The organism is Fusobacterium sp., from assembly GCF_029258315.1.
Taxonomy (GTDB): Bacteria; Fusobacteriota; Fusobacteriia; order Fusobacteriales; family Fusobacteriaceae; genus Fusobacterium_B.
In genome coordinates this window covers 1-4,628 of record NZ_JARHZE010000115.1, presented here as the reverse complement: position 1 = coordinate 4,628, position 4,628 = coordinate 1, and the positions used below count along the sequence as shown (strand labels likewise).

General features: G+C 27.6%; 5 protein-coding genes, 2 tRNA genes and 2 rRNA genes. 1 reads left to right on the top strand and 8 read right to left on the bottom strand.

Annotated features, from left to right (window positions below; translation table 11 throughout):
* From glmM to lepB, 4 genes are all read right to left on the bottom strand, one after another.
* On the bottom strand, positions 1-1,205 hold a 1,205-nt coding region (gene glmM / locus Q1J48_RS07770; protein ID WP_300362458.1), incomplete at its 3' end, for a phosphoglucosamine mutase.
* Positions 1,202-1,723, bottom strand: a complete 522-nt coding sequence (locus Q1J48_RS07765) for a Gx transporter family protein (RefSeq protein ID WP_300362455.1) — start codon at positions 1,721-1,723, stop codon at positions 1,202-1,204. The genes Q1J48_RS07765 and glmM, both read right to left, overlap by 4 nt.
* 9 nt (positions 1,724-1,732) lie before the next feature.
* A complete protein-coding gene (gene rimI, locus Q1J48_RS07760) occupies positions 1,733-2,161 on the bottom strand; it encodes a ribosomal protein S18-alanine N-acetyltransferase (protein ID WP_300330975.1) in 429 nt (142 codons plus the stop codon).
* Between the two features lie 42 nt (positions 2,162-2,203).
* A complete protein-coding gene (gene lepB / locus Q1J48_RS07755; protein ID WP_300362452.1) occupies positions 2,204-3,130 on the bottom strand; it encodes a signal peptidase I in 927 nt (308 codons plus the stop codon).
* 185 nt (positions 3,131-3,315) lie between these two features.
* Between lepB and Q1J48_RS07750 the strand changes: the two genes are divergently transcribed.
* Positions 3,316-3,391, top strand: a tRNA-Lys gene (locus tag Q1J48_RS07750).
* A gap of 343 nt (positions 3,392-3,734) precedes the next feature.
* Here Q1J48_RS07750 and rplS read toward each other — a convergent pair.
* The 4 genes from rplS to Q1J48_RS07730 all read right to left on the bottom strand — a co-directional run.
* Entirely contained in the window at positions 3,735-4,085 is a 351-nt protein-coding gene (rplS, locus tag Q1J48_RS07745; protein WP_300330969.1) for a 50S ribosomal protein L19, read from the bottom strand.
* 170 nt (positions 4,086-4,255) lie between these two features.
* Positions 4,256-4,331, bottom strand: a tRNA-Asn gene (locus tag Q1J48_RS07740).
* Between the two features lie 9 nt (positions 4,332-4,340).
* Positions 4,341-4,457, bottom strand: a 5S ribosomal RNA gene (rrf, locus tag Q1J48_RS07735).
* A 47-nt stretch (positions 4,458-4,504) separates the two neighbouring features.
* Positions 4,505-4,628 (bottom strand): 23S ribosomal RNA (locus Q1J48_RS07730); the annotation flags it as partial.

Genomic DNA, 4,628 nt, shown 5'->3' with positions numbered 1-4,628 from the left:
AAAATAACATTCTCAATTTTTTTATTAGTACTCCAAGAATTTTTTGCACTATTATCTTTAGCTCTAACATTTATTAAAACTTGAGGCCAGTCTTTTATTTTTTCTACTATCTCATTTAAAGATTTTCCAGAATCTCTTAATGTTTCAACTAATTTTAAAGAAGTTTGAATTCCATCTCCAGTAGTTCCATAATCTAGCATAATTATATGACCAGACTGTTCTCCACCAAGATTTAGTCCTTGTAATTTCATTTTTTCAAGAACATATCTATCTCCAACATTAGCTCTTACTAAAATTATTCCATTTTCATTTAAATAAGACTCTAATCCCATATTACTCATTACAGTTGTTACTACTCTATTTCCATTTAAAAGATTTTTATTTTTCATTTCAACTGCTAAAGTAGCTATTATTTTGTCTCCATCAACTATATTTCCATTTTTATCAACAGCGATTAATCTATCAGCATCTCCATCATAAGCAAGTCCTAAATCTGCTTCATAACCAACTACTACTTTAGATAAAATTTCTGGATGCGTTGAACCACATTTAACATTTATATTTTTTCCATTTGGAGCATCATTAATTACTACTATCTCAGCTCCTAAGGATAAAAATACATCCTTTGCTGCTCTATATGCAGAACCATTAGCTGCATCTAATATTATTTTCATTCCTGTAAAATCACCTTTTACTATTGATTTTAGGTGATCTCTATATAGGAAATAATCATCTTGAGCATACTTAAATTTTCCTAACTGATCTCCAGCTATCGGATCTTTTAATATCTCTTCAACAGAATCCATATATCCTTCTAATTCTTCTTCAACATCATCTGGTAATTTACAACCATCTTTTCCAAAGATTTTTATTCCATTATCTTTTGCTGGATTGTGTGATGCTGATATCATAATTCCAGCTTCAGCTTCTTTAGCTTGTGTTATATATGCAACACCAGGTGTAGGAATAACTCCAACAAAGTCTATATTTATTCCCATTGAATTAAGTCCTGCTGTAAGAGCTGATCTTAACATATAACCTGATATTCTTGTATCTGATCCCATTACAACTTTTATCTTTTTCTTTTCTGGATTATTCTTTTTTAAATAATATCCTAAAGCATAACCTAATTTCATTGCAAGTGATGCTGATAATTCTCTATTTGCTTCTCCTCTTATTCCATCTGTTCCAAAGTATTTTCTCATTTTTTTATGTTCCTCCTTAAAGACAATTTTTCTCCTATTATTCCAGTTATCATTCCAGATACACATCCTAATATTAAAAATCCAAAAACAAAAAATATTATATATTTTGAATTTAAATTTATATTTCTAAATAGAAGAAAATATACTACTGACAACTGTATTATATTGTGGATTAATGCTGATGCCATACTTATTGACACAAGAGTTAATTTTTCCCTAAAATGATATAAGCTTATCATTATTAAAAGACTACCCATTCCTGAAATAAAACTTATAATAAATCCAGGGGTAAATAAGGTTCCTAACATTAATCCTTGTATTAATATTCTTAAAACTACCACTTCAATAGCCATTTTTTTTCCAAACTTTTCTAAAGCTATTATTCCACCTATATTGGCTAAACCAACCTTGAGCCAGGGCACAGGCTTTGGTATTAAGGTTTCTGCCAATGATAAATAGAGTGATAATAATATTAATAAAATTAAATACTTTTCTTTTTTTATGCTCTCTTTAGTCATAAAACCTCTTTAGTTAACATTCCAAGACATTAAAATAGCGCTCTCCCCAGTATCACTATAATAATTTTTTCTCTGCCCTATTTTACAAAAAAAATTTTTTTCATAAAATTTAATGGCACTCATATTATTTTCCCTTACTTCTAAAAAAATATCCCTGTCCTTTTTTTTTACTTCATCAATAAGTAAACTAGCAATTCCTTGTTGTCTTGCTTCTGGTAAAACGCCTATCTTCATTATTTCTAATGAATCGCTATTATCAAAAAGAATAATATAACCTAATATTTTTCCTTCTTCATTTCTAGCAGAAAAAAAACTATATAATTCTTTTTTTTCATTCATTTCACAAAGTTCTTTATAAGAGTATCCTCTAAATTTAAAAACTTCTTTTTCTAATTTAGCGATATCCTCCATATTAGTCTCAATACAAATCTTATACATCTCTCTTATCCTACACCACTTTTTCCTTTTTATTTAAATAAACTATTTTAATAATTTCATTTTATTGATTGGCCAAAATCTTACAAAAGCCTTTCCTCTTATTCTATCCTCTTTCACAAATCCCCACATTCTTGAATCATAACTACCATTAGTATTATCTCCAAGTGCTAAATAATAGTTATCATCTAAAGTAGTCTCTACTGTTTCTCCATTCATTAAAGCAGATAAATTTTCTTTGTTATGAATTAAATCTAATATCATTCCTGTTCTTTCACCATTAACATAAAATTCTAAACTAGGAATAACTTTTTTTACCTCTCCTGGATTTTCTAAAAGAACGGATTGTAATTTAGCTATGTTTATATTTCTCTTCATATACTCTTCAGTATAATTTCCACCAGAAATTATAGTAACCTTATCCCCTTTTTTAGGAATTATCCATCTATTATTTCCAAGTTCACCTAGTGGACTATATCTTCTACTTTCTATTTTATTATTGTTTATATACAGATAATTATCTTTTATTTGTACTGTTTCCCCTGGTAGTCCCATCACTCTTTTAGTAAATAAAACTTTATTTTGAATTGGTTCTTTAAAAACTATTATCTCTTCTCTTTCAGGAGCTCTAAATTTATACGAAACCATATTTCCAAAAAGTCTATCTTTTGGCATAATTGTTGGCTCCATAGATCCAGTAGGAACCATAAAGTTTCCTAAATAAAATCTTTGGATTATCAATACTAAAATAATAGCTGTTCCAATAGATTCTATTGTATTTAATATTTTTCCTAAATTTTCTCTTTTCTTTTTATCTTCAATCCCTAATAAATCTGAAATTCTTTCAGAAAAATTTTCTATATATTTTTTTATTATAGCTGATAATTTTTTTTCTTTAATAAAAATATAAATAAAAAATGTCGTTAAAATAATATAAAAAATTATATTAAATAAAAAATTTTCTCTACTCATTTTTTCTCCTTAATAAACACTAGTAATTTATATTTAAGATTTAAATTCTTGTAATTTTGTTAAAATATAACATAAACATTTTATCATAGAAAAAATATTTATTCAACCGGCATATAAATCAAATAATATTTTTATCTTTACAAAAATATCACTTAGTGCTATACTTAATTTGTTAAGAAACTATTGCACCATTAGCTCAGTTGGTAGAGCATACGACTCTTAATCGTACGGTCATCAGTTCAAATCTGATATGATGCACCATTATATATAAATTAAAAGCTATTTCAATAATAGCTTTTTTTATTTTTTGAAACTAGATAATGTAGTTTTTAAAAAATAATTAACAATATATTGTATATTATCAAAAATAAAAAACAATATGCTATTTTTAGCTTTAAATATTTTCTAATAAATTATTTCTTGACTTTTTATTCAAATTATGTGATACAGATCTACTCTCTATTTGTCATTTTTTTCATAAAAAATCTAACTATTCTTTCAAATTTAATTAACTTAATTTTTATATCTTCTTATAAAGCTAATAATTTTTTTATATAATTAAAAAAACCAAAGGAATAAACCTTTGGCTTTCTTTTTATTATTACTATTTTCTAAGTTCTTTGATTCTAGCTTTTTTACCAGAAAGTCCTCTTAAGTAGTAAAGTTTAGATCTTCTTACTCTTCCTACTTTAACTACTTCAATTTTGTCTACCATTGGAGAGTTTAAAGGTATGATTCTTTCTACTCCTACACCATCTACTACTTTTCTAACTGTAAAAGATTTAGCAATTCCAGAACCAGCAACTCTTATAACTGTACCTTGGAATAATTGTACTCTTTCTTTGTTTCCTTCTACTACTTTGTAGTAAACTCCTACTGTATCTCCTGCTTTGAATTGAGGAATATCAGTTCTTAAATAATTTTGCTCAACAAGAGCGATTAATCTTTCTTTCATTTATAAATCCTCCCTTAAGATATTCATATAATTTTTTGCATATAGCGGAATATCCGTTTATTAACTTAAGTATTTTATCATAAAAACTCTTTATTGTCAATGGAATTCTAGTAATCTAACTTATATTTGAATAAAAAAAAACAACCTATAAGGTTGTCTAATTTTTTAAATGGCGCTTCTTGCTGGACTCGAACCAGCGACAACACGATTAACAGTCGTGGGCTCTACCAACTGAGCTAAAGAAGCATTTGGTAGAGTTGGCAAGTTCCTATCCTCCCAGAGGGCTGCCCCCCAAGTACTTTCAGCGTTTATGAGCTTAACTTCTAGGTTCGGTATGTTACTAGGTGTACCCTCATAGCCTTTCTTGCCAACTTATCTTTAATTGTTTCTTGAACAATCAAAACTACATAGTAATTTTCTTGATTAAGATTCCGACTTATTAGTATTGGTCCGCTAAATGAATTGCTTCACTTACACTCCCAACCTATCAAACTCCTAGTCTCGAAGTTGTCTATAGAGTACTTATCTCAAAGTCAGTTTCCC